This window comes from Terrabacter lapilli (assembly GCF_039531305.1).
Lineage (GTDB): Bacteria > Actinomycetota > Actinomycetes > Actinomycetales > Dermatophilaceae > Terrabacter > Terrabacter lapilli.
This window is the reverse complement of the sequence record NZ_BAAAPU010000004.1, coordinates 66533-90842: the sequence shown is the minus strand read 5'-3', so window position 1 is coordinate 90842 and position 24310 is coordinate 66533. Positions and strand designations below refer to the sequence as shown.

Genomic DNA, 24310 nt, shown 5'->3' with positions numbered 1-24310 from the left:
CCCGGACGCCGTCGGGGCGCTGGCTGAGGGCGGTGCCGGCGCGTCGAGGTCCTCGACGAAGACGCGCTGGAGCATGTGCCAGCTCGACGTGTGCTCGCGGATGGTCACGGCGAGGTGGTCGGCGCACTGCTGGACGAGGTCGGCCGCCCGGACCGCGGTGGTGCCCTGGACCCGGGGGACGAGCCGGTCGCTGAACTCGATGACGGTGCGGTGGCCGCCGAGCCCGGTCCCGGGCGCTGCTGGTTCGTACCAGATCCGCGCGGCATAGAGCGGGGCGCCGGTCATGAGCGAGAGCACGGCTGGCCCCTTGGCCATGCGGGCGCGATGACCGAGCAGGTCGACCTCCACGCCACCGTTGGTGAGGTCGCGGTCGGCGGCGAGCGCGATCATGCGGCCTCCGCCGCGGGCGGCCGACAGGAGCCCGTGGAAGGGGTCGTCTCCCCCGGTCAGCGGGATGATGTCCATGTCGATGCTGCGCCGGAACGCCACGAACTCCTGGTAGACCTCCTCGGGCTCGAGCCGCTCGGCCACCGTCGTGACGGGCATGAGGTTGCCGGCCGACCACGCGGCCGCGAGGTCGAAGTTGCCGAGGTGCCCGACGAAGGCGATGACCGACTCGCCCCGAGCGCACAGCTCACGAACCTCCGAGTCCCCCCTGACCTCCACGGCGCCGTCGATCTGGGCGCGCGAGAGCGACGGGAGCCGGAACGCCTCGCAGTAGTAGCGCATGTAGGAGCGCATGCCCGCGCGCACCAGGGCGTCGAGGTCGCCCTCGGAGAGCTCCGGCCGGACGCGACGGTAGTTCGAGCGCAGGCGCTCGATGCCCTTGCCGCCCCGGCGGACCAGCACGTCCGCGACGCGGTCGAAGAGGGCGTATGCCGCCCGCTCCGGCAGGGCGCGTACGGCGGACCACCCGAGCCGAAACCCGAGCACGCTGACGGTGTCGGTCGCCCGGCGGGCGATGCTCGTCACGCGCCCACCTCTCCGGACGCGAGGGCCTGCTTGCGCACGGTCAGCATGCGCTGGAGGACCGTGATGAAGCTCGCGACGGCCAGCAGGCCGAGCACGACGCCGAGGAGGACCGTCGAGTCGAAGACGTCGGCGAAGAAGGCGGCGACGAGCACGGCGACGAGCCGGTCTGCGCGCTCGGCGATCCCGACGTCGGCCGTGTAACCCAGGCCCTCGGCCCGCGCCTTCGCGTAGGAGACGACGCTGCCGAGGATGAGGCAGGCCAGGGCGAGACCGGCCATGAGCTGGTTGTTGCCGCGGCCGGCGTAGTAGAGGACGAGTCCGCCGAAGATCGCCGAGTCCCCCATGCGGTCGAGGGTCGAGTCGAGGTAGGCCCCCCATTTGCTCGAGCGGCCGGACTCGCGGGCCATGATCCCGTCGACCGTGTCGGAGAAGACGAAGGCGGTGATGACGAGCACGCCCACCCAGATCTCACCGCGGGGGAAGAAGGCCAGCGCTCCGACGCACACCCCCACCGTGCCGACGATCGTGACGATGTCGGGACTGATCCCGAGTCGGAGGAACAGGTGGGCGATCGGACCGAGGATCTTGGTCATCGACGCGCGCAGGAGTCTGTTGAGCATGGTGGGACCAGCGTACTGATGGGTGCCGGGCGCCCGGGCACCCGGAGCAACAGCGGCGTGCCGTGCTCGGGCCGTGCTCAGGCCGTGCTCGGGCCGTGCTCAGGTCAGGCGGACGGCTTGGGCCAGGCCTCGACGAGGCGTGATCGGGTGTCCTCGAGCAGGACGGGCAGCGCCTTGGTCTGCCCGATGATCGGCAGGAAGTTGGAGTCGCCGCTCCAGCGCGGGACGACGTGCTGGTGCAGGTGTGCTGCGACGCCGGCCCCGGCGACGGCGCCCTGGTTCATGCCGAGGTTGAAGCCGTGGGGCGCCGAGGCCGCCTCGAGGGCGCGCACCGCCTGCTTGGTCAGGGTGGTGAACTCGGTCGTCTCCTCGTCGGTGAGGTCGACGTAGAGGGAGACGTGACGGTAGGGGCAGACGAGCAGGTGGCCGGGGTTGTAGGGGAAGAGGTTCATGACGACGTAGCAGGTGTGGCCGCGGTGCACGACGAGGCCCTCCGCGTCGGACTTGCCGGGCGCCGCGCAGAACGGGCAGCCGGTACCGGCCTCCGCGGTCGGCTTCTCCCCCTCGATGTAGGCCATCCGGTGCGGCGTCCAGAGCCGCTCGAAGCCGTCCTCGACGCGGGCGAAGTCCTGCGAGGGCTCGACCGAGGGTGCGACCGGCGTCTCCGTCTCGTCGCCCTCGGGCAACGTGGTCGCGCCGGGCGTCGTGGGACCGCTCGCCTGCCTCGTCATGACAGGTGATCCTAGGGCGAGCGGCTCGCCGGGCGAGGACCGGACCCCGCCGAGAAGGGGATGCCACGGTCCTGCCGTCGGTGCCTGTGGCGTGTCGATTTCCCAGGACGCGCCGACCGCGGCTTCAATGGAGAGGGCCCTGCGGTGTGTGAGACCGCAGGGCCCTTGTGGTGTCCCGCCCACGACAGCCTCTCGTCTGGGAGCAGCGGACGGCCCCGCGGGTGTGAGAGCCGCGGGGCCGGTGCTCCGAGGTCCGCGCGTCGCTGCAGCGCGTGGATGAGTGAGGCAGGGGAAGGCCCGGGACGTATGAGTTCCCGGGCCTTCGCCACCTCGTCGCCGAAGCGACTCGGAAGACCGTTCCGCCGAAGCAGTTCGGTCTCTCCTTTCTAGCACTGCCTCCTTGCCGCAGAGGGCGTTTCGAAGAAACTCGCGTGCCCCGGAGCGGTGCCCCGGATCCGCTGCCGGAAGCGGGCGTATGCCGTCTCGCCGGCTCGGCGGGACGGCATACGCCCTCGGTGGTGCGCTACCGGCGGCCCGTGTCTCAGACCTGCGCGCGGCTCTCGATCGCGGCGAGGACCTCGGCGATGGCGTCGTCGACCGGCACGCCGTTCTTCTGCGACCCGTCCCGGTAGCGGAAGGAGACGGCGCCGGCGGCTCGGTCCTCCTCCCCCGCGATGAGCGTGAAGGGCACCTTCGACTTGCTCGCATTGCGGATCTTCTTCGGGAAGCGGTCATCGCTGGCGTCGAGCTCGACACGGACCCCCTGGCGCTTCATGCGGCCCAGGACCTCGCCGAGGTAGTCGGCGTAGTCCTCGGCGACCGGGACGCCGAGCACCTGCACCGGCGAGAGCCACACCGGGAACGCGCCCGCGTAGTGCTCGACGAGCACGCCGAGGAACCGCTCGATGGAGCCGAACTTCGCCGAGTGGATCATGACCGGCTGCTGGCGCGAGCCGTCGGCGGCCTGGTACTCGAGGCCGAACCGCTCCGGCTGGTTGAAGTCGTACTGGATCGTCGACATCTGCCAGGTGCGCCCGATGGCGTCCTTGGCCTGGACGGAGATCTTCGGGCCGTAGAAGGCGGCGCCGCCCGGGTCGGGGACGAGCTCGAGCCCGGAGGCGACGGCCACGTCCTCGAGGACCTTGGTCGCGACCTTCCACTGCTCGTCGGTGCCGATGAACTTGTCCTTCTTGTCGCCCTCCTCGTCACGGGTCGACAGCTCGAGGTAGAAGTCGTCGAGGCCGAAGTCGCGCAGGAGCGAGAGCACGAAGTCCAGCAGGTGCTGGATCTCGGCCGGAGCCTGCTCCGCGGTGACGTAGGAGTGCGAGTCGTCCTGCGTCATGCCGCGCACGCGGGTCAGGCCGTGCACGACGCCCGACTTCTCGTAGCGGTAGACCGACCCGAACTCGAAGAACCGCAGCGGCAGCTCGCGGTAGGAGCGTCCCCGCGAGGCGAAGATGAGGTTGTGCATCGGGCAGTTCATCGCCTTGAGCTGGTACTTCGCGCCCTCGAGCTCCATCGGGGGGAACATCGTGTCGGCGTAGTACGGCAGGTGGCCCGAGGTGTGGAAGAGGCCGTCCTTGCTGATGTGCGGCGTGCCGACGTAGTCGAAGCCCTCCTCGATGTGCCGGCGCCGGACGTAGTCCTCCATCTCGCGCTTGATGACCCCGCCCTTGGGGTGGAAGACGGGCAGACCGGATCCCAGCTCGTCGGGGAAGCTGAAGAGGTCGAGCTCGGCCCCGAGCTTGCGGTGGTCGCGGCGCTCGGCCTCGGCCAGCCGGTCGAGGTAGGCCTTGAGCTCGTCCTTGCTCGGCCACGCGGTGCCGTAGACGCGCTGCAGCTGCGGGTTCTTCTCCGAGCCGCGCCAGTAGGCGGCCGCCGAGCGCATCAGCTTGAACGCGTTGCCGATGACCTTGGTGTTGGGAAGGTGCGGTCCGCGGCACAGGTCGCCCCACGCGCGGGTGCCGTCGCGACGGATGTTGTCGTAGATCGTCAGCTCGCCGGCCCCGACCTCGACGCCCGCACCCTCGGCCGCCTCGTCGGCGTTGCCGCCCTTGAGGCCGACGAGCTCGCACTTGTACGGCTCGTGCGCCAGCTCCTCGAGCGCCTCGGCGTCGGTGACGACGCGTCGCGAGAAGGTCTGGCCCTCGTTGATGATCTTCTGCATGGCCTTCTCGAGGGCCTTGAGGTCATCGGGGTGGAACGGGGTGTCGACGTCGAAGTCGTAGTAGAAGCCGTCGCGGATGGGCGGCCCGATGCCGAGCTTGGCGTCGGCGCGCAGCGACTGGACGGCCTGCGCCAGGACGTGCGCGGTGGAGTGCCGCAGGACGGACAGGCCGTCCTCGCTGTCGACGGGGACCGGCTCGACGACGTCGCCGTCGGCGAGGACGTGGAACAGGTCGCGCAGCTGGCCGTTGACGCGCGCGACGACGACGGCGCGGTCACCCTCGAAGAGGTCACCCGCCGTCGTCTGCTCCGCAACCGATCGCTCGCTTCCGGCGACGGTGACGGTGATCTGTGCAGACACGGTTGGTGCTCCTCGTTCAGCAGGGACCCGTCGACGGGCGACGGGTCGGGGGGTGGCGCCGCTGCTGCGGCTCCAGCAAGGGTATCGAGCGCCTGCGCGCCCCGGCGACACGGTTTGGCCCCTGGCGGCACTGGTGCCTTCGTGGCCTCTCGACGGCTGGGGGTGGGCCGTTCGTGGCCTTTCGACGGTTGGGGGTGGGCCGTTCGTGGCCTCTCGACGGTTACCAGGTGTTCTCGACGACGGCGTGGACGACGTCGCCGCGCTCACCCTTGGCGTTCTCGAGGACCGACAGCGTGCGCGAGGGCTCGAAGGTGGTGCGCAGCCGCACGGTCGAGGGCAGCCGGACGGGCTTGCGGAACCACACCCGGCTGGTCAAGCCCGACTCGGGCAGCTTCGGGCCGAGCGAGGCCAACGCCCGGGCGTAGGAGTACATCCCGTGGGCGATGGCGCTGGGGAAGCCGAGCGGCCTGGCCGCCAGCGCGTGCACGTGGATGGGATTCCAGTCACCGGACACGGCGGCATACGCCCGTCCCGTGCCCTCCCCGAGCCGCCAGAGCGGGCCGGCCGTCACGCGCTCCAGCGCGGCCGTCGACGGCGGTTCGGACGAGGGTGCCTCCGGGTGCTCGGCCCCGCGCGAGAGGTAGGTGCTCGTGCCGCGCCACACCACGTCGCCGCGCACGCTCACCTCGGACACGAGGTCGACCTGCCGTCCCCGGCGGTGCGGCCGGAGGTCCGACGCCCAGACCGACACGTCCAGCGGCTCGTCGACGCCGATCGCCCGCACGACCTCGATGCGGTTCTCGACGTGCACGGCACCCAGCAGCGGCAGCGGGAAGCCGTGCCCGCTCATCACGGCCATCTGCAGCGGGAACGCGACGAGGTGCGGGTAGGTGGGCGGCAGCATGCTGCCGACCGGGAAGCGGCACACGTGCGCGTAGTCGACGAGGTCGTCGACCGCGACGCGTATGCCGGCACGCGAGTAGCGCACATCGGGCAGCGTGTCGCTGGAGCTGCCCCGTCGCAGGGCTGCCGTGGCGTAGATGCGGCGCAGGTCGGGGGCCTGGTCGAGGGTGATCTCCTTCGTCATGGCCGTCTCACGCCCCGAGCAGGCTCTGGCCGCAGACCCGCACGACCTGCCCCGTGACGGCAGCCGTGCCGGGCTGGGCGAACCACGCGACGGTCTCGGCGACGTCCTTGGGCAGGCCTGCCTGCTGCAGCGAGTTTCATCCGGCGGCCGATCTCCCTGGTGGCGAACGGGATCCGCGCGGTCATCTCCGTCTCGATGAACCCGGGCGCGACCGCGTTGACGGTGATGCCGCGGTCGGCGACCTGCCGGGAGAGAGCGGTCACGAGACCGATGACGCCGGCCTTGCTCGCGCCGTAGTTCACCTGGCCGCGGTTGCCTGCGATGCCGGCGATCGAGGCGACGCACACCATGCGCCCCCCGTCGCCGAGGCCGCCCTCGCCGAGGATCGCCTCGTTCATCCGCAGGATCGAGCGCAGGTTGACGTCGATGACGCTGCGCCAGCGGTCCTCGTCGAGGTTGACGAAGAGCCTGTCGCGGGTGATGCCGGCGTTGTGCACGACGATGTCGAGGTGCCCGTGGCGCGTCGTCGCGTGCTCGACGATCCGCCGCCCGGCGTCCTCGGCCGTGACATCGAGCTGGAGCGCAGTCCCCTTGACCTCGTTGGCCACGACGGCCAGGGCGTCGCCGGCAGCCGGCACGTCCACGGCCACCACCGTCGCCCCGTCACGCGAGAGCACGCGTGCGATGTCGGCCCCGATGCCGCGGGCCGCGCCGGTGACGACCGCCACCTTGCCGGTGAGCGGGCGCACGGCGTCCACCTCGCCGCTCGTCGACTCGTCCACCCGGACGATCTGGCCGTCGACGTAGGCCGAGCGCCCGGAGAGGAAGAACTCGACGGCGGAGCGCACGCCGTCGGACGCATTGCCCTGCGCCAGGACGAGGTTCGCCGTCGCGCCGGCCCGCAGCTCCTTGCCGATGGAGCGGACCGCGCCCTCGAGGGCGCGTTGCGTCGCCACCTCGGCGACGTCGGACAGCGTGGCCGGGTCGGTGCCGATGACGACGACCCGCCCGTTGCGCTTCAGGGCCTTGACCGCCGGTGCCCCGAGCAGCCGCAGCTGGTCGAGCTCGGCAGGGTCGACCGCGGCGCTGAGGTCGAGCACGACGGCCCCGAGCTTGTCGCTCGCGTCGGACGGCGTGCGGACCGTCGCCACCCCACGGCTGCCCAGCCAGAACGCGACGCCGTCGGCGAAGCGGCCACCGCCGGCCACGAGCACGGGGCCCTCGCACAGCGGCATACCGGGCTCGAAGCGGCGCAGCCGCGTCGGCTGTGGGACGCCGGCCCGCTTGGCCACGGGCGAGCTCAGGATGGTCGAGAACAGGTCGCTCATGGTCAGGCCTCCAGGATCGCGACGACGCCCTGGCCGCCGGCAGCGCAGATGGAGATGAGACCACGTCCGCCGCCGGCCTCCTCGAGCTGCTTGGCGAGCGAGGCGACGATGCGCCCACCCGTCGCGGCGAAGGGGTGCCCGGCCGCCAGGGACGAGCCGTTGACGTTGAGCCTGCTGCGGTCGATCGACCCGAGGGGCGCGTCGAGACCCAGTCGTTCGCGGCAGAAGTCCGGGTCCTCCCACGCCTTGAGCGTCGTGAGCACCGTTGCGGCAAAGGCTTCGTGGATCTCGTAGTAGTCGAAGTCCTGCAGGCTCAGGCCGTTTCGGGCGAGTAGCCGCGGAACGGCATACGCGGGAGCCATGAGCAGCCCCTCGTCGCCGTGGACGTAGTCGACGGCCGCGGTCTCGGCGTCGACGAACCACGCGAGCGGCGTCAGCCGGTGCTCGGTGGCCCACTCCTCGCTCGCGAGGAGCACGGCCGAGGCTCCGTCGGTCAGCGGCGTGGAGTTGCCCGCCGTCATGGTCGCGTCCGGGCCCTTGCCGAAGACCGGCTTGAGCGTGGAGAGCTTGGCGACGTCGGAGTCCGGGCGCAGGTTCGTGTCACGGGAGACGCCGAGGTAGGGCGTCAGCAGGTCGTCGAAGAAGCCCCGGTCGTATGCAGCGGCGAGGTGCTGGTGGCTCGCGGCCGCGAGCTCGTCCTGGGCCTCGCGCGTGATGCCCCACTGGGCGGCCGTGAGGGCCATGTGCTCGCCCATCGACAGGCCGGTGCGCGGCTCGACGTTCTCGGGGATCGATGGGACCAGGTGGCCGGGGCGCAGTCCGGTGAGCGCCTTGGCGCGCTCCGTCGCAGAACGGGCGCGGTTGGCCGCCAGCAGGGTCTGGCGCAGGCCCTCGCTCACCGCGATCGGGGCGTCGCTCGCGCTGTCGACCCCGCCGGCGATGCCCGCGTCGATCTGTCCGAGGGCGATCTTGTTGGCCACGAGGATCGCCGCCTCGAGACCCGTGCCGCAGGCCTGCTGGACGTCGTAGGCCGGGGTGGCCGGATCCAGGCGCGTGCCGAGCACGGTCTCGCGGGTCAGGTTGAAGTCACGGCTGTGCTTGAGCACGGCCCCCGCGACCACCTCGCCGAGCCGCTCCCCCGCGAGGCCGTAGCGGGCGACGAGCCCGTCGACGGTCGCGGTCAGCATGTCCTGGTTGGAGGCCTTGGCGTACGGCCCGTTGGAGCGGGCGAAGGGGATGCGGTTGCCGCCGAGGATCGCGACACGGCGCGGCGCGCGCGGGGTGGTTGTGGGGGCCATGGGTCTCTCCTGCTGCTGGGGTTGGACCTGTCGTCCCGACCAAGATAACCGAAACCGGTAGTAGTCGATACAGCAAGTACCTGTTACTTTCGTGCAATGGACGAGGACGTTGCGAGCAGCGCCGCTCGGCGCGGAACGACCCGCGACGGACGCGACGCCCGCTGGGAGCAGCACCGCGAGGAGCGCCGTGAGGCCCTGGTGGACGCGACGATCCGCGCCATCCGCAAGCACGGTGCCGGCGTCGGCATGGACGACATCGCGGCCGAGGCCGGCACCTCCAAGACGGTCGTCTACCGGCACTTCGAGGACAAGGCGGGGCTCTATCGCGCCGTGGCGGCCCGGATCGACGCCAGGGTGGTGCGCAACGTCGGGGCGGCGCTCGCACGCTCGCACAGTGCGGCCGAGGCCCCGGCGGCCGGCCCCCGAGAGGTCGTGGCGTCGACGGTCGAGGCGTACCTCTCCCTGGTGGAGTCGGACACGGAGGTCTACCGGTTCGTCGTGACGCGTCCTCTGGTCGACCGGCCGCTGCCGGACGACCCGGTCGACGAGACGGTCGTCCAGGTGGCCGACCAGCTGACCCGGCTCCTGCTCGACTCCCTGACCGCGCCCGGCACCGACCCGTCCCGGGCCCGCACGTGGGCCATCGCGCTCGTGGGCGCGGTGCGCGCCGTCGCCGACGACTGGCTCGCCACGCCCCAGGCCGACCGCGCCCCACGCGCCGCCGTGGTCGAGTCGCTCACCGAGCTCGCGTGGCAGGGCCTCGCGCCCGCACTCGCCGCACCCACCCTTCGCGCCACTCCCACCACGAGACCGACCTCCTGAGGTCCAGACCGGAAGGCACCCAGATGTCCACGGCCACAGACTCCCCCGCCGGCACCCCCGCCGACTCCTCCGCTCACCATCTCGCGGAGTCCTCTGCGTCCGCGCCCACCGTCGAGCCGAAGCCGAAGCCGAAGCCGACGCCGGGGACGGGCGACCAGAACGGCCTCGTCGCCTCGCTCCGTCGCCACCTCGACGGGCCGTTCCACGACGTCCGCGAGCAGTGCCGCACCCTCGACGCCGCGGTGTTCGGTCCCCCGCCGGAGCCGCTGCCGATGGAGGAGCACCGGGCCCGCGTCGCGGCCCAGCTCGAGGCACTGGCCCAACAGTCCTACGCCGCAGCAGGATTCCCCGAGCACCAGGGCGGGACCGCGCGCTACGGCGAGGCGGTCGCGGCCTTCGAGATGCTCGGCCACAGCGACCTGTCGCTCTTCGTCAAGGCCGGCGTCCAGTGGGGCCTCTTCGGCGGCGCCGTCTCGCTCCTGGGCACCAGCCGCCACGACGACCTGCTCCCGAGGATCATCTCCGGCGAGCTGCAGGGCTGCTTCGCGATGACCGAGACCGGTCACGGCAGCGACGTGCAGAGCCTGCTGACGACCGCCACCTTCGACCCCGACACCGACGAGATCGTCGTCCACTCCCCCGAGCCGGCGGCCCGCAAGGACTACATCGGCAACGCGGCCCGGGACGGCCGGATGGCCGCCGTGTTCGCCCAGCTCGTGGTCGACGGCGAGTCGCGCGGGGTGCACTGCGTGCTCGTGCCCATCCGCGACGAGGACGGCGCCGCGGCCGCGGGCGTCACCATCGAGGACTGCGGCCCCAAGCTCGGCCTCGCCGGCGTCGACAACGGCCGCCTGCTGTTCGACCACGTCCGCGTGCCGCGCACGAACCTGCTCGGCCGCTACGGCGACATCGGCGACGACGGCACCTACTCGAGCCCGATCGACAACCCCAGCCGCCGCTTCTTCACGATGCTCGGCACCCTGGTGCGCGGCCGCATCTCGGTGGCCGGCGGCGCGGGTGCCGCAGCCCGCTCGGCCCTCGCCGTCACGACCACGTATGCCGCCCGGCGCCGACAGTTCGCCGCCCCCGGCACCGACGTGGAGACCACCGTCCTCGACTACCGCACGTACCAGCGGCGCCTGCTGCCGAGGCTCGCGACGGCATACGCCCTGCAGGTGGCCCAGCACGAGCTCGTCTCGGCGATGGACGACGTGCTGAGCGGGCGCGCGACCTCGGAGCAGGACCAGCGGCAGCTCGAGACCCGGGCCGCGGGCATCAAGGTGCTGACGACGCGCCACGCGACCGACACCATCCAGGAGTGCCGCGAGCTGTGCGGTGGCGCCGGCTACCTCTGGGCCAACCGGCTGGCCGCGCTCAAGGCCGACACCGACATCTTCACGACCTTCGAGGGCGACAACACCGTCCTGCTCCAGCTCGTGGCCAAGTCGCTGCTCGGTGAGTACCAGGCGACCTTCGGCGACCTCGACACGGCAGGCATCGTGCGCTTCGGGGCGCGCCTCGTCGGCGGCACGGTCCTCGAGCGGTCCGCCGCCCGAGGCATCATCCAGCGGCTCGTCGACGCGGCCCCGGGCCGCGAGGAGGTCGTCGCGTTCGGGATCCGGGGCACGCAGCTGCGCCTGCTCCGCGAGCGGGAGGCCCACCTCATCGAGGGTCTGGCCCGGCGGCTGCGGCGGGCGACCGCACCGGGGGCCGACGCCTTCGCCGTCTTCAACGCCACGCAGGACCACCTCGTCGAGGCGGCCACCGCCCACGTCGAGCGCATGGTCGCCGAGTCGTTCGCGGCCTCGGTCGAGTCCTGCCCGGACACCGACGTCCGGGCACTGCTGGGGCGGGTCTGTGACCTCCACCTGCTCTCGACCATCGAGCGCCACAAGGCGTGGTACCTCGAGCACGACCGGCTGAGCCCCGCTCGGGCCAAGGCGCTGACGGCGCTGGTCAACGAGATCTGCGCCGAGCTGCGCCCGCACGCGCTCACCCTCGTCGACGCGTTCGGCATCCCGGACGGGCTGCAGACGACGGAGATGTCGGGGACCGTCTAGGTCGAACGCTGGTAGCGGCCCCGTCGGTGCACGAGCGGGGCCTCGTCGGCGCCGACCACGACGTGCTCGACGCTGGCCTCGACGAGCACCGACCACCCGACCTCGTGAACGCTCGAGGGATCGAGGCGCACGCCGGCCCAGGTCTGCGCGCCCACGGCCCTCGGCCCCCACTCCGTCTGCTCCCACTCGGTGAGGCGGAACGGGCCGCCTGGCGCGGGCATGCTCCCGGCGAAGGCCTCGGCCAGCCGCTCGTCGCGCGCGCCGAGCAGGGCGACGACGGCGGTGCCGGTCTCCCGGAGCCGGTCGAGCAGGTCGGAGTCCGGGTGCAGCAGCCCCACGACCCGTCCGGGGTCGCCGGTCGCCACCAGGTAGGACGAGACGGTCAGCCCCGCCCGTTCGACCCCCTCGCCCGACGTCCAGAGCGACACGGTAGCGCCGACGCGGCTGCGGAGTCGGCGCACCTGGTCGCGGCCGTCCTCCGGGGTCTCGAACGGGTGCTCGGTGTGGATCGTCATGGGGCGGCGAGTGGGCCGGTCACTCGGGCTCGGCGACCAGGAGCGAGTCCTCCACCGAGACCGTGCCGGGTTCGACGACGCGGGCGTAGACCCCGGCGCACTGCGACGGCGTCTGGGTGACCTCGAGGGTGCAGTCCCCCAGCCGCACGATCCGGCCGACGAGCTTCTCCAGCGCGGAGGCGTCCATGTCGAGGACGATGTTGGCCTTGGGGTGCGTCTCGACGTAGTCGTCGACCGACACCAGGTGCACGGCGTGCTTCTTGGAGCGGTTGCCCTCCGGGCCCGACTCGGTCACGTGGACCGATTCCAGCTCCTGGCCAGGCGCATCGGAGTCGGGATAGATGTAGAGGCTGGAGACCGTGGCGAGCATGTCTCCCACGCTAGTCCGTGCGCGGGCGCTCGGGGCCGCGGCGCTCCGCGCCTGCTGGAACGACGCCACACCCGTCGTGGTCGGTCCTGGTGGACAGGGTCACGGCCGGCCCCTGTCCTGGGCCGGCGGAGGGTCCTCGACAAGGTGCTCGACGAACCAGTCGCGGGCCAGCCTCGCGGCCCGGGACAGGGTTCCGGGCTCCTCGAAGAGGTGGGTGGCACCCGCGACGACGGTCAGCTCGCTCGGGCAGTGCCGCAGCCCGGCACGTGCCTGCCTGTTGAGCTCCAGGACGACGTCGTCGTCGCCGCCGACGATGAGCAGGGTGGGTACGCGTACGTCTGCGAGCCGGGGCCCGGCCAGGTCCGGTCGTCCGCCGCGGGACACCACGGCAGCCACCCGTGAGTCCGGCGCCGCGGCCGCCCACAGCGCCGCTCCGGCGCCGGTGCTCGCGCCGAAGTAGCCGACCCGGCACGTCGCCGTGTCCGCTCGCCGGGCCAGCCAGTCCGCCGCGGACGCGAGACGGTCGGCCAGCAGCGGGATGTCGAACACCTTGCGCCGGTCCCCCTCCTCCTCGGGTGTCAGCAGGTCGAGGAGGAGGGTGCCGAGGCCGGCGTCCTGGAGCACTCCGGCCACGTAGCGGTTGCGGGGGCTGTGCCGGCTGCTGCCGCTGCCGTGCGCGAAGACGACCACCCCCCTGGCGTGCTCGGGCACTCGCAGGTGACCCTCGATCGTGACCGACCCGGCTGGCACGAAGACGTCCTCGTCGACGTCGCAGGGGGACGTCGCGACGCCACCGTCGTGTCGCGATCGGCGGTCGGCCTGCTCGAGCAGGTGCACGACCTCCTCGTCGGTCGTCGGCGAGAAGTCCTCGTAGTGTGCCCCCACGGCACGGAAGTGCGCCGGCGCCGACACGCACACGACCTCGTCGGCCTCCGGCAGGCGCGCCAGGGTGTCTGCGGGGGCGACGGGGACGGCGAGGACGACGCGCGCCGCCCGGAGCTCCCTGGCGACCCGGCACGCCACCCGGGCCGTCGCGCCGGTGGCGATGCCGTCGTCGACGACGACGGCGACGCGGCCGCGCAGGTCGACCCGAGGACGACCCTGCCTCAGCCGCTCCACCCGCGTGTCGAGGACGGCCCGCTCGCGTGCCTCGACCGCGGCGAGGTCCCGGTCGCTGACGCGGGCGCGCCTGAGCATGTGCCGGTCGACAACCTCGATCCCGCCCTCTCCCATGGCACCCATCGCGAGCTCGGGCTGGAAGGGCACGCCCAGCTTGCGGACCACGATGACGTCGAGCGGGGCGTCGAGGGTGCGGGCGACGACCGCGGCGACGGGCACGCCACCTCGCGGCAGCCCCAGCACCACGATGTCCTCACCCCTGAGGAACTCCAGCTTTCCGGCCAGCCGGCTACCCGCATCGTGCCGGTCCTCGAACACGACCATGGTGGCCTCCCTAGGCTCGGACACCGAGCGGCGGAAGCGCAGGTCGCGCGACGGCCCGGCCCGGGCGGACCGGGGCGCAGTCACCCGCCGGCCTCGCGTGTCTCCTCCCATGGTGGACCGTCGGCGCCGGCAGTGCCCGGGTGTCGGGCTCACGGGTGGCGGGATCGACCAATCCCACCCCGGAGCAGCCGGGGCAGGTCGACGATGTAGGGATGGCCCGTCCGGTGACGGTGATGAGGCAGCTCCCGCTGACCGTGGGGCTGGTCCTCCTCGTCCTGGTGATGTCCGTCGTGACACGGGGGCTCTGGCAGCCACTGGGTACCCGTCCCCTGGGATCGTCGATGGCCTACGGGCTGCCCTCGTTCGAGGACGGTGCGTGGTGGACCCTGGTGACGGGCTCGTTCCTGGCCCTGGAGCCCGTCAGGTACCTCCCGATCCTGGTGGGGCTGGCCCTGTTCGGTGGTTTCGCGGAGTGGCGCCTGGGGACCGGACGGGCCGGCGTTGCGCTTGCGGCCTGCCAGGTTGTCGCGGTTCTCGCAGCTGCCGCGGTGCTGTGGGCGAGCCGGGACCACGGGTACCTCTGGACCACCTCGCTCGCCGACGACCGGGACGCCGGACCGTCGGCTGCGTTCCTCGGGGCGGTGGCTGCCGCCTCGGTCACGCTGAGCCCTCCCTGGCGGGGTCGGCTGCGCGCGGTACTGGTCGCCTACGTGCTGCTGTTCGCGGTGCACATGGGCGCCCTGACCGACCTCGAGCACGTCTTCGCCGTCGCGTGCGGGTTGCTCATCGGCCCGCTGCTCCAGGGGCGGCCACCGCAGCTGAGCGCCCGGCGGCTCACCCGGCGGGACTACCGGCTGCTCGCCTGCGGCTTCTTCGTCGTGGCGGCCATCGAGGCCGTGATCGAGAACTTCACGACCGCCCAGGGGCCGCTCGCCGCGACGCTCTCGGCGCAGGCGCGCATCGACGAGCTCTCGCACCGCAACCTCGTCGGCGCCGTCGTCCTCGCACTCCTGTGGCTGTGGCTGGCCCGCAGCCTCTACAAGGGCCGACGACGCGCGTGGCTCTGGGCTGTCGGCCTGCTGACCGTGGTGATCGCGATCCAGGTCGGCAACGTCGTGTGGATGGTCGTGGTCGGTGAGCCCGGGCTGGTGGCAGCCTCCTACGACCTCGTGCTGAACACCGCGGGCCTGGGCCTGCTCCTGGTGGGGCGACGGGCTTTCCGCAACCCGTCGCCGCGACGGGCGCGGCGCACGGCGGGAAGCCTCGTCGCGCCGGCCGACGACGACCAGCGCACGCTCGCGACCGAGCTGCTCGCCCAGCAGGGCACGGTCAACCGGCTCGCGTGGATGACGACCTGGCCGGAGAACCGGTGGTTCACCACCGCGGACCGGGCCGGCTACGTCGCCTATCGCGTCCATGCCGGGGTTGCCGTGGGACTGTGCGACCCGGTCGCGGCGGCGGAGCCGGACCGAGCCGGGCTGCTGGTCGAGTTCGCGGACCGGGTGCACGCCCAGGGCCTGGTCCCGTGCCTGTTCACCGTGAGCGCCGAGGCCTCCAGGCACGCCCGGGCGCAGGGCTGGCACAGCCTGCAGGTCGCCGAGGAGGCAGTCATCGACCTCGACCAGCTCGACTTCGTCGGCAAGGCGTGGCAGGACGTGCGTACGGCCCTCAACCAGGCGGCGAAGCAGGGCATCCACCTGGATCTGGGGCCGCTGACCGATATGCCCCGCGGGCTGCAGATGCAGGTCAAGGCCATCTCCTCGCAGTGGGTCGAGGACAAGGGACTGCCCGAGATGGGCTTCACCCTCGGGGGCGTCGACGAGGCCCTCGATCCCAGGGTCCGGGTCGGCCTCGCCGTCGACGCCGACCGGACGGTGCACGGCGTCACGTCGTGGATGCCGATCTACGGCGTCGGTGGCGGTGGACCGGCGGGCTGGACCCTCGATGTGATGCGCCGCCTGCCTGGGGGCTTCCGCCACTCGATGGAGTTCCTGATCGCGTCCTCCTGCCTGGCTTTCCGGGACGAGGGATGTTCGACCGTGTCCCTGTCGGGGGCGCCCCTGGCCCGGAGCACGGGTGCGGACGAGGGCCTTGACCGAGGCACGCTCGACGCCTTCCTCGACCGGCTCGGAGCCACCCTCGAGCCCTACTACGGATTCCGCTCGCTGCACGCCTTCAAGGCGAAGTTCCAGCCCCGGACCGAGCCCCTCTACCTCGTCTTCCCCGACGAGGCGGCGCTCCCGCGGATCGGACTCGCCCTCGGCCGCGCGTACCTTCCCGCTGCCGGCCTGCGGGACCTCATCACCCTCGCGCGACCCGTCCATGCGTGATGCCGGGACGCTCGACCGCGGCGATCCGGGCGGGGACGGGCTGCGCGGACGGACCGGGGATCGTTCCTCGGTCCGTCCGCGGCCGAAGGTCAGCGGGAGGCGACGGTTCGCGCGTACGCCCGTGCCTCGGGCGTGGAGGCTAGTGCCGGCCTGTCCAGTGCCGGGACGCACAGCGCCATGACGACGTAGAGGGCGGTTGCCACGAATGGCAACGCACTGGGCTCGAAGCCGTGCGCGCCGACGGCCAGGCCGTTGACGACGAGCATTCCCCCGGCCAGCGCCCCGCTGACGGCCGCGAGCCGCAGGCGGGTCCGGCGGGCGACCTGCAGGAGTGCGACGGCGCAGATCAGGACGGTCAGGCCAAGGGCGATCGTGAAGAAGGAGTTGACGCCCCACTCGACCCAGCGCACCCCCTCGGCGACGGCGAACCGTTCGGCCCTCTCCCCCGCCCCTGCACTGGCCCAGGCGTCGACGGCTCGCTTCAGGGCCACGCCGTCGACGGCCATGTTCATGGCGATGAGCGCCACCGTGGCGGCCGCTGTGGTGTCGCCGAGTCGCACCAGGGCGGGGGCGACGCCGGCCCGGCGGAGCGCACGGCCGAGGACGAGGAACCCTGCCACCACGGACGCTCCGGAGAGGAACTGCAGGTCGTGGACCCACACCCAGTCGGTGCTCCGGGCGTACTCGGCGAAGACGGCCAGGTGGGAGTTCGGCGGCTCGCTGTGCGGGTGGAGGAGACCGCCGAGGACGGCGAGCGTCGCGCCGAGGACGAGGAGGCCGGCAGCGGTGCGGCCGGTGCGTGACGCCGGGGTGGCACCTTGCGGGGCAGTCGACGGAGGGCCGGCGAGGTGCGCCCCCTGGTCACCGAGGGGCGCATGCCGCGCCTGCCCGGCGTGCGGAACGCGAGCCATGAAGGCCGCCATGAGCGCGAACATCGCGACGTGACCCCACGTCAGGAGCGCCTCGCCGGAGATCGCGCCGAGCCAGTACGGCACCAGCAGCACCGGGAACGGCACGACCATGACGGCGGACATCTGCGCGATGTGCCTCGTGGGGTGCCCTCGCACCCACATCCAGGCGCTCATGCCCAGGGTCATGTCGACGGCCATCGTCAGGGCCATGGCGTCGGGGCGGCTGGTCAGGCCCGGCCGGACGGCGTCCCAGACGACTCCGAGGAGCTGCATGCCGACAACCATGGAGACGGTCATCTCGAGGTAGGCGATCAGGAAGCGGACGAGCCGCGGGCGAAGGAGACGGCGGGCCGTGGCGCGAGGCGCGGGCTCCGCATACGAGGTGGTGAGAGTGTCCATGCCGACGATGGTCGATCCGGGGCGTCAATGCGGTGACGTGCCGGAGGTCATGGTCGAGGTCATCGGTTCGGCATGACCCTCACAGCAGGCCGAGGACGTGCGCCCGCAGCGCGGCCTGGGTGCGGTCGCGCACGCCCAGCTTGGCCAGGACCGTGGTGACGTGGTTCTTCACGGTGCCCTCCGACAGGTAGAGCCGCTGCGCGGCCTCCCGGTTGCTGAGCCCCTCGGCGACCGCCCGGAGGACCTCGAGCTCGCGAGGCGTCAAGGGATCGACCAGTGGCTGCGGACGCGGGCCGCCCGGCTGCTCCGGGAGCTGGCTCACCCGCGCCACGACCTTGGCGGCCACCGAGGGCTGCAGGACGGACTCGCCCCGACCTGCGGCCAGGATGCCCTCGACCAGCAGCGTGGCCGAGGCGTCCTTGAGCAGGTAGCCGACCGCACCGGCGCGCAGTGCCGGGAAGACCTCGTCCTCGCCGTCGAAGGTGGTCAGGACGAGTACGCGTACGCCCGGGTGTTCGACGCTGAGCCGTCGCGTGGCCGAGACGCCGTCGAGCACCGGCATGCGCAGGTCCATGAGGACGACGTCGGGCTGGAGCGCGGCCACGAGCTCGAGCGCCTCGGCACCGTGCGCAGCGGTGCCCACGACGTCCACCTCCGGCCGTGCCTCCAGCAGCGTCGTCAGGGCCTCCCGGAAGAGGGTCTGGTCGTCGACGACCAGGATGCGCAGGGGGCGGCCGGCGCTCATCCCGGCACCTCGACGCGGAGCACCACGCCCGTCGCCGATGACTCGATGGTGAGCGAGCCACCCAGGCGCTCGGCGCGTTCACGGATGCCGACCAGGCCGAATCCGCCGCCCTCGCGGCGCAGGCCCGAGCCGTCATCTCGCACCTCGAGTGCCACCGAGCCGGGTCGGTACGCCAGTCGCAGCACGGCACCGCGTGCCGAGGCGTGCTTGTGGACGTTCGTCAGGCCCTCCTGCGCGGCTCGGTAGAGCGCCACCTCCACCTCGGGGTCCAGGTGGCGCTCGACCCCCTCGACCTCGACGGCGGCCGGCAGCCCGAGGGTCGCGCTCTCGTCGGCGAGACCCCTCAGCTGCTCCTGCAGCGTTTCGGCGGCACGGGGCTCGCGCAGGGCGGCAACCGACTCGCGCACCGACGTCAACGCCTTTCGCGCCTGGTCCTCGGCCTGGAGGAGCAGGGCATCGGCCCTGACGAGGTCGCGGCCGAGCACCGCCCGGGCGGCCTGCACCTGCATGCCGACCACCGTCAGGTGGTGCCCGAGACCGTCGTGGATGTCCCGGGCCACCCGCGTGCGCTCCCGCATGGTCGCCAGCTCCTGCGCCTGCGCGCTGAACAGCTGCAGCTGAGCGTTGGCCTCCGCCAGCTCGGCCCGCGCCTGCTGCTCGCGCAGGTGCAGGGCGGCCAGCACGAACGCGAAGGCGCACGCGAGTGCGGTGCTGACGACCTGCCGCACGGCGTCGGGCATCGGCATGCCGAGATGCACGAAGGGCACGAGGAGCGCGACGACGACGGCCCAGCCGAGGGGCAGCAGCATGACGGCCTGCACCACGACCACGACGAGGAGCAGGGTGCTGCCGACTCCGGCGCCCGCGACGTCGAAGACGAGGAAGCCGAGGACCAACGCCACGGCCAGGTAGGTCACTCGGGCGCGGCGTCGACGCACCAGCGCCCAGCGGTAGCCCAGCACCGACCAGGCCACGAAGCCCGACCCGGTGACCGCGGCGGGCATGACCTGGCCGCTGGGAGCGGCTTCCAGCAGCATCACCAGCAGCGCTGCTACGGCGAGCAAGGTCAGCGCCCGGGTCACCGTCTCAATGTCGCGCCGGCGTCCTTGTGCGTCAACCAGATCGAGGCGGCCGCTTTGTCGTCGTGCCGGGTGGTGTGGGTGGTGGACGTGAAGGGACTCGAACCCCTGACCTCTCGCGTGTGAAGCGAACGCTCTAACCAACTGAGCTACACGTCCGGGCGCCCCTGTGCCGACGAGGGCGTCGGGGCGACGGTTGCAAACAATAGCGGGAAGGAAGGTCTGCGCGGTAATCGGCCCTCCGCGTCGCACCGGCCCGTGGGTCGGCCGGTGGGCGACCGTGCGGTCAGTCGACTCCCGGCAGCCGCGTCAGCAGCTGCTCGGCCCACTCGGGAGCGAACTGCGGGACACCGGCCACCGCGAGGTAGCCCCAGACCACGACCCACACCAAGGCCAGGGTTCCCAGCGCCACGAGGCCCCGCACCCAGAGCGCCTGGCCCATGATCCAGTCGTTCCAGCGGCTCACGTGGTGCTTGGCGAAGTCGAGCCAGCGCTGGGCGAACTCGAACTCGCTGGCGAGGATGAGCAGGCCGAAGAAGACGACGAGCCACCCCGGGCCGGGGGCGGGCACCATGACGAGCCCGGCTCCGGTGACGAGGGCGCCGACGACGCCCACGGCGGTGCGCCAGATGGCGTGCGTGACCGGGTTGCGGCGCAGCCGGGCGCGCCAGGCCCAGCGGTCCTCGCCGGCGTCGAGCGTCACGTCCGCGTCGGAGTAGTCGACGGGGTCAGGCGTACGGGTGCCGTCGGCCGTCGGGTCGTGCGGCCCACTCGGCCCGCTCACGGGTCGCTGTCCCGCTCGGCGTTGCTGCGGAAGACCCGCCGGAGCGCGTCCGTCACGGGGTGGTCATCAGGCAGGGTCCGGTCGTCGACCGCGTGGATCGGGAGGACGTCCTTGGTGGTGCTCGTGATGAAGACCTCGTCGGCGGTGCGCAGGATCTCGAGCGGCAGCGGCTCCTCGCGGATGTCGAACCCGGCGGCGCGGCCCCACTCGATGGTGAGCTCCCGGGTGATACCGGGCAGCAGGCCGGAGTCGGCCGGCGGGGTGAGCACCACACCGTCGACGACGACGAAGACGTTGCTGCCGGTGCACTCGCACAGCTCGCCTCGCGTGTTGGCGAAGACGGCCTCGATGGAACCCTCCTGCTTGGCGCGGGCCAGGGCGACGACGTTCTCGGCGTAGGAGGTGGTCTTGAGGCCGGCGACGGCCGAGCGCTCGTTGCGGGTCCACGGCACGACCGTGAGCTTGCCGCTCTGTGGCGGGAGGGCCTGCGGCGCCGCCAGCACGATGTAGGTCAGGGCGGTGTCGTCGCGGTCGGAGCCGAGCGGGCCGGGCCCGCCCGTGACGCTGTAGCGGAGCCGCCCGAAGTCGATGGTGGGGCCGTCGAGGACCGCGGCGACACCCTTGTCGAGCAGGCCCAGGTCGACCGGCGGCAGGCCGAGGCCCGCGGCCGAGCGCTCGAGCCGGCGGTGGTGACGCGTGAGGGCGAAGGGCCGGCCGGCGACGATCTTGGCGGTCTCGAAGACGCCGTCGCCGACGGTGACGGCGTGGTCGAGCGCTGAGAGGGAGGGCCCCTCCGGGTCGACGAGGTCGCCGTTCACCCAGACGCGTGTGGTCGTGCTCATGTACCTCTCGTGCCCCTTCCTGACGGGCTCGGGCGCCACCGGGAGCGTGGCCGACCGGCTGTGTTCATGGTGTCACAGAGCCCGCGGCGAGCCCGATGAGCCGGGCGGCCTTGAGCTCGGTCTCGGCCCACTCCCCCTCGGGGTCGGAGTGCCAGGTGATGCCGGCGCCCGTGCCGAACCTCAGCAGGCGCCGGCCCGTGTCGTCCCGCTCGGCCCAGAAGGTGCGGATGCCGACCGCCAGGACCGCCTCGTCGGCGTCGGCGTCGACCCAGCCGACCGCGCCGCAGTAGGGCCCGCGCGGGGCGGTCTCGAGGTCGCGGATCGCGGTCAGGGCGCTCGACTTGGGTGCACCCGACACCGAGCCGGGCGGGTAGGCGGCGGCGAACACGTCGGCCCAGCGCGCGTCGTCGCGCAGGCGGCCGCTGACCGTCGAGACCAGGTGCACGAGACCGGGATGCTCCTCGATCTCGCACAGCGCGTCGACCGAGACGGTGCCCGGCTCGCAGACGCCGGACAGGTCGTTGCGCATGAGGTCGACGATCATGACGTTCTCGGCGTGGTCTTTCGGCAGCATCGTCGCGGCAGTGGTGGCGGTGCCCTTGATCGGACGCGTGACCAGTCGCCGGCCGTCCCGCGAGAGGTAGAGCTCCGGCGACGCACTGACGACGTCGATCCCTGCCGCAGTGCACCGGATGCGTGCGCCGTGTGGAGCCGGGTTCCCCTGCCGCAGAAGCGCATCGAGGGCGTCGAGGTCCGCATCCTCCTCGAGCTCGTGGGTGAGCACGCGACAGACGTTCACCTGGTAGACGGTGCCCGCGGCGATGCGCCGCTGCACCTGCTTCACCGCCTCCACGTATGCCGTCCGGTCGAGCGAGCTGCGCCACCGGCGGTCGAGCGGGCGCCAGCCCACTGCACGAGCCGGCCGGCGTGCGTCGTCGGGCGTGGCGGCATACGGCTGCTTCGTGACGTGCTCGAAGCGCACGGCCGTCACGTCGCCCTCGAACGTCGCCACGACGGCCCAGAAGCCGTCGCCCGACAGCGCCTCGAGGGCCTCGGGTCCGTGACGCACGTCGACGACACCGCAGGCCTCCCGGTCGGCGAAGCGGGCGTGGTCCACCCGCCGATCGTAGGGCCTGCGCCTACTGGTCCCCGAGGGCCTTCTCGACGTCGCCGGCGAGGTCCGCAGGGTCGGTGTTGGGCGTGTAGCGGCCCAGGACGGTGCCGTCGCGGCCGACGAGGAACTTGGTGAAGTTCCACTTGATCCGCGCGCCGAGCAGGCCGCCCTTCTCGGACTTCAGCCACGCGTAGAGCGGGTGCTCTCCCGAGCCGTTCACGTCGATCTTGGCGAACATCGGGAAGGTGACGCCGTAGTTCTTCCGGCAGAAGGCGCCGATCTCCTCCTCGGTGCCCGGCTCCTGGCCACCGAACTGGTTGCACGGGAAGCCCAGGACGGCGAAGCCGCGGTCGCGGTAGGCCTCGTGGAGGGCCTCGAGGCCGGCGAGCTGCGGGGTGAAGCCGCACTGGCTCGCCGTGTTGACGACGAGGACGACGTCGCCGGCGTAGTCGGCGAGGGAGACCTCCCTGCCGTCGAGGGCGGTGGCCTTGAAGTCGTGCAGCACCGTCACGGTGTCTCCTTCGCTGTCGTTGCGGGTGTCGGGGATTCGGTGCGAGAGCCGATCCGGATGGGCGTCGGCACTTGGATGCGGCTCAGGCCGAGCCCTCCTCCGGCTCGGGAGGGACGTCCTTGCCGCTGCGCTCGTCGCGCTCGGCCCACTCGAGCAGGGGGCGGAAGTCGAAGACCGCGTCGTCGATGCCGGCGTGCAGGTCACCGAGGCGTGCGAAGCGCTCGGGCATCGTCGCGATGGTGAAGTCCTGCGGCTCGGCGTCGGCGATCTCGTCCCAGGTCAGGGGGGCCGACACCGTGCCGCGGGGGTTGCCGCGCACGCTGTAGGCCGCGGCGATGGTGTGGTCACGGGCGTTCTGGTTGTAGTCGACGAAGAGGTCCTTGGGCGAGCGGTCCCGGCGCCACCACGTCGTGGTGACCTCGTCGGGCAGCCGCCGCTCGACCTCCCGGGCGAAGGCCAGCGCCCCGCGGCGCACGTCCTTGAAGCCCCACTCCGGGGCGATGCGGACGTAGACGTGCAGGCCGGCTCCACCGGAGGTCTTGGGCCAGCCCACCGCGCCGAGCTCGTCGAGGATCTCGTGCGTCGTGGCCGCCGCCCGCCGCACCGTGTCGAAGCTGCACTCGGGCATCGGGTCGAGGTCGATGCGCCACTCGTCGGGGCTCTCGGTGTCGGCACGTCGGCTGTTCCACGGGTGGAACTCGACCGTCGACATCTGCACCGCCCAGATGACGTCGGCCAGCTGCGTGACGCACAGCTCGTCGGCGTGCAGCCCGTAGCGGGGGAAGTGCAGCCGCACGGTCTGCACCCACGGCGGCGCGCCGGCGGGCAGCCTCTTCTGGTGGACCTTCTGCCCGTCGACGCCCTTGGGGAAGCGGTGCAGCATGCACGGCCGCTCGCGCAGGGCGTTGACGATGCCGGGGCCGACGGACAGGTAGTAGTCGGCCAGGTCGCGCTTGGTCTCGCCGCGCTCGGAGAAGTAGACGCGGTCGGGGTTGGAGAGGCGCACCGTGTGGTCGCCGACCTCGAGCTCCACGGTGGGGGTCTTGCTCGACGCAGCCATGGGCGACAGCCTACGGACCGCAGGGGCCGGGACACGGCATACGCCATGCGGGAGACGCGAAGGGCCGCGGAGGAGCGGAAGGGCCCGCCGACGTGAGTCGACGGGCCCTTCCGGCGGAGCGGACGACCGGGCTCGAACCGGCGACCTCAACCTTGGCAAGGTTGCGCTCTACCAACTGAGCTACGTCCGCCTGCCAACCTCCGAGCCCGTGGGCTCGGGGTGCGAGGTAGACGATAGCGGACGCTCGCCCGGAGTGCGAAACCCGCTCTGCGCGAGGCTGTTCGGCTACTTCTCGACAGCCATCTCGCCGAGCTCGGACCACTGCGTGCCCTCGACCGTGGTGTTGACGATCTTCGGCGTCGCGGACAGGTAGGACGGAAGGCTCGACGTGGCCTCCTTGAAGTGGTCGCTATGGACGTGCGCGGCTCCCGCGGCGTCGTCACGGAAGGCCTCGACGAGGACGTACTCGCTCGGGTCGTCGATGCTGCGTGACCAGTCGAACCACAGGCAGCCCTCCTCGGCGCGGCAGGCCTCGGTGAAGGCGCGGGAGATCTCGGGCCAGTCGTCGGCGTGCTCGGGCTTCACGGGGAACTTCGCGGTGATGAAGATCAAGGTGCTTCCTCCTGAGGTGGATCGGGCTGGGCAGGGCGCGCTGGCGCGTCTCGCTGGTGGCGTACCCGCGCCGACGTCGGGAGCCACCCCGGTGGAGGAGCGCCGTGCGCGCGGGCCTCGGGGGTATGACCCTCGTCGTGAGCGATTCCC

General features: G+C 72.2%; 21 protein-coding genes, 2 tRNA genes and 1 pseudogene. 3 read left to right on the top strand and 21 right to left on the bottom strand.

Going from position 1 to position 24310, the window contains the following annotated elements:
• The 7 genes and pseudogenes from ABD241_RS06580 to ABD241_RS06550 form a co-directional block, all read right to left on the bottom strand.
• A partial coding sequence (locus tag ABD241_RS06580; RefSeq protein WP_344059707.1) for a phosphatidylinositol mannoside acyltransferase occupies positions 1-972 on the bottom strand: 972 nt, incomplete at its 3' end.
• Complete coding sequence (pgsA, locus tag ABD241_RS06575; RefSeq protein ID WP_142185535.1) at positions 969-1592, bottom strand: phosphatidylinositol phosphate synthase; 624 nt, start codon at positions 1590-1592, stop codon at positions 969-971. The genes ABD241_RS06580 and pgsA, both read right to left, overlap by 4 nt.
• A gap of 104 nt (positions 1593-1696) precedes the next feature.
• Positions 1697-2323 (bottom strand): HIT family protein, encoded by a 627-nt coding sequence (locus tag ABD241_RS06570; protein ID WP_344059702.1) that lies wholly within the window; start codon positions 2321-2323, stop codon positions 1697-1699.
• 541 nt (positions 2324-2864) lie between these two features.
• A complete protein-coding gene (gene thrS, locus ABD241_RS06565; RefSeq protein ID WP_344059700.1) occupies positions 2865-4850 on the bottom strand; it encodes a threonine--tRNA ligase in 1986 nt (661 codons plus the stop codon).
• A 220-nt stretch (positions 4851-5070) separates the two neighbouring features.
• Positions 5071-5937, bottom strand: coding sequence for a MaoC family dehydratase (locus ABD241_RS06560; protein WP_344059698.1), 867 nt, complete (start codon positions 5935-5937; stop codon positions 5071-5073).
• 7 nt (positions 5938-5944) lie between these two features.
• Positions 5945-7265: pseudogene (locus ABD241_RS06555) on the bottom strand (3-oxoacyl-ACP reductase).
• A 2-nt stretch (positions 7266-7267) separates the two neighbouring features.
• The gene (locus tag ABD241_RS06550; RefSeq protein WP_344059696.1) at positions 7268-8563 is read right to left on the bottom strand and encodes an acetyl-CoA C-acetyltransferase; all 1296 of its coding nucleotides are present in this window, start codon (positions 8561-8563) and stop codon (positions 7268-7270) included.
• Between the two features lie 96 nt (positions 8564-8659).
• Here ABD241_RS06550 and ABD241_RS06545 point away from each other — a divergent pair, with 96 nt between their 5' ends.
• Both ABD241_RS06545 and ABD241_RS06540 read left to right on the top strand, forming a co-directional pair.
• Entirely contained in the window at positions 8660-9385 is a 726-nt protein-coding gene (locus ABD241_RS06545) for a TetR/AcrR family transcriptional regulator (RefSeq protein WP_344059694.1), read from the top strand.
• Between the two features lie 23 nt (positions 9386-9408).
• A complete protein-coding gene (locus tag ABD241_RS06540) occupies positions 9409-11445 on the top strand; it encodes an acyl-CoA dehydrogenase family protein (RefSeq protein ID WP_344059692.1) in 2037 nt (678 codons plus the stop codon).
• Here the strand turns inward: ABD241_RS06540 and ABD241_RS06535 are convergent.
• From ABD241_RS06535 to ABD241_RS06525, 3 genes are all read right to left on the bottom strand, one after another.
• The gene (locus tag ABD241_RS06535; RefSeq protein WP_344059690.1) at positions 11442-11960 is read right to left on the bottom strand and encodes a flavin reductase family protein; all 519 of its coding nucleotides are present in this window, start codon (positions 11958-11960) and stop codon (positions 11442-11444) included. The two genes, ABD241_RS06540 and ABD241_RS06535, sit on opposite strands and share 4 nt — an antisense overlap.
• A gap of 19 nt (positions 11961-11979) precedes the next feature.
• Positions 11980-12330, bottom strand: a complete 351-nt coding sequence (locus ABD241_RS06530) for a hypothetical protein (RefSeq protein WP_344059688.1) — start codon at positions 12328-12330, stop codon at positions 11980-11982.
• 99 nt (positions 12331-12429) lie between these two features.
• Positions 12430-13773, bottom strand: a complete 1344-nt coding sequence (locus tag ABD241_RS06525) for a phosphoribosyltransferase family protein (protein ID WP_344059686.1) — start codon at positions 13771-13773, stop codon at positions 12430-12432.
• Between the two features lie 233 nt (positions 13774-14006).
• Here ABD241_RS06525 and ABD241_RS06520 point away from each other — a divergent pair, with 233 nt between their 5' ends.
• Entirely contained in the window at positions 14007-16103 is a 2097-nt protein-coding gene (locus tag ABD241_RS06520) for a bifunctional lysylphosphatidylglycerol flippase/synthetase MprF (protein WP_344059684.1), read from the top strand.
• 89 nt (positions 16104-16192) lie between these two features.
• On the opposite strand, the gene ABD241_RS06515 is transcribed toward ABD241_RS06520, so the two are convergent.
• The 11 genes from ABD241_RS06515 to ABD241_RS06465 form a co-directional block, all read right to left on the bottom strand.
• The gene (locus ABD241_RS06515) at positions 16193-17413 is read right to left on the bottom strand and encodes a hypothetical protein (RefSeq protein ID WP_344059682.1); all 1221 of its coding nucleotides are present in this window, start codon (positions 17411-17413) and stop codon (positions 16193-16195) included.
• 79 nt (positions 17414-17492) lie between these two features.
• On the bottom strand, positions 17493-18158 hold the full coding sequence (locus ABD241_RS06510; RefSeq protein ID WP_344059680.1) for a response regulator: 666 nt from the start codon (positions 18156-18158) through the stop codon (positions 17493-17495).
• Positions 18155-19240, bottom strand: coding sequence for a sensor histidine kinase (locus tag ABD241_RS06505; protein WP_344059678.1), 1086 nt, complete (start codon positions 19238-19240; stop codon positions 18155-18157). Before ABD241_RS06505 ends, ABD241_RS06510 begins: the two co-directional genes overlap by 4 nt.
• Before the next feature lie 79 nt (positions 19241-19319).
• Positions 19320-19396 (bottom strand) — tRNA-Val (locus tag ABD241_RS06500).
• Between the two features lie 127 nt (positions 19397-19523).
• Positions 19524-20021, bottom strand: coding sequence for a TIGR02611 family protein (locus ABD241_RS06495; RefSeq protein ID WP_344059676.1), 498 nt, complete (start codon positions 20019-20021; stop codon positions 19524-19526).
• Positions 20018-20863 carry an aminotransferase class IV gene (locus tag ABD241_RS06490; RefSeq protein WP_344059674.1) on the bottom strand — a complete coding sequence of 282 codons (846 nt, stop codon included), beginning with the start codon at positions 20861-20863 and terminating at the stop codon, positions 20018-20020. Before ABD241_RS06490 ends, ABD241_RS06495 begins: the two co-directional genes overlap by 4 nt.
• Positions 20864-20927: 64 nt before the next feature.
• Positions 20928-21980 carry a chorismate-binding protein gene (locus ABD241_RS06485; protein WP_344059672.1) on the bottom strand — a complete coding sequence of 351 codons (1053 nt, stop codon included), beginning with the start codon at positions 21978-21980 and terminating at the stop codon, positions 20928-20930.
• Between the two features lie 22 nt (positions 21981-22002).
• Positions 22003-22488, bottom strand: a complete 486-nt coding sequence (locus ABD241_RS06480; protein WP_344059670.1) for a glutathione peroxidase — start codon at positions 22486-22488, stop codon at positions 22003-22005.
• Between the two features lie 82 nt (positions 22489-22570).
• On the bottom strand, positions 22571-23548 hold the full coding sequence (ligD, locus tag ABD241_RS06475) for a non-homologous end-joining DNA ligase (RefSeq protein ID WP_344059668.1): 978 nt from the start codon (positions 23546-23548) through the stop codon (positions 22571-22573).
• Between the two features lie 117 nt (positions 23549-23665).
• Positions 23666-23738, bottom strand: a tRNA-Gly gene (locus tag ABD241_RS06470).
• 95 nt (positions 23739-23833) lie between these two features.
• The gene (locus tag ABD241_RS06465; RefSeq protein ID WP_344059666.1) at positions 23834-24160 is read right to left on the bottom strand and encodes a putative quinol monooxygenase; all 327 of its coding nucleotides are present in this window, start codon (positions 24158-24160) and stop codon (positions 23834-23836) included.
• Positions 24161-24310 lie beyond the last annotated feature (150 nt).